The 656-nt window shown below is 41.6% G+C and carries 1 pseudogene; it reads right to left on the bottom strand.

Annotated features, from left to right (window positions below):
- Positions 1-90: 90 nt before the first annotated feature.
- Positions 91-424 (bottom strand): annotated as a pseudogene (locus KIV41_RS24740) (antibiotic biosynthesis monooxygenase).
- Positions 425-656: the final 232 nt, after the last annotated feature.

Raw genomic sequence — 656 nt, forward strand, 5'->3', positions numbered from 1 at the left:
CCGCTGCATACCGCCTTAATCACTTAAACAAACGCATAGTGAAAATGCCACGCGTTGCGAATCCCTCTTGAACAGTTTGTTATGTGAATTTTAGCCGTGTGCGTCGATACTATCTTTTGGGGCTGTCCATGCCATAGTCTCTGATGACACCCGCAACTCTGAGTCTGTAGCTTTCAAAAACACCACTACGACCTTTTAATTGAGCAAATCGATGAGATTCTAGATTGCGCCACTCTTGAATTGCTTTTTCGTCACGCCAAAATGACAAAGATAGAACCTTGCTGTCATTTGTTAGACTTTGGAAACGTTCGATTGAGATAAAACCATCAATATCTGATAGCAGCGGTTTTAGTTCACTTGCAATATCTAGATATTCAGAAGTTTTACCCTCTGCTACCTGTACTTCAAAAATTACTGCGATCATAACTCACCAGGCTACGACTAATATATTCGAGCATTTTACCGAATTGGAGCTGCTGTAAATATGAGTTGTAGCAAGAAGTTAGAGATTAGATTCTGTGATTTTTCGCCATTCACATAACGCCCTGTTAAGGTGTGAGCAACGCAATACCGATGCCGCCGCATACCGCCTTAATCACTTAAACCAACGCATGGTAAAAATGCCACGCGTTGCGAATCACTCTTAAACAGATTGT

The sequence above is a fragment of the Vibrio sp. D401a genome, from assembly GCF_030248515.1.
Classification (GTDB): domain Bacteria; phylum Pseudomonadota; class Gammaproteobacteria; order Enterobacterales; family Vibrionaceae; genus Vibrio; species Vibrio rotiferianus.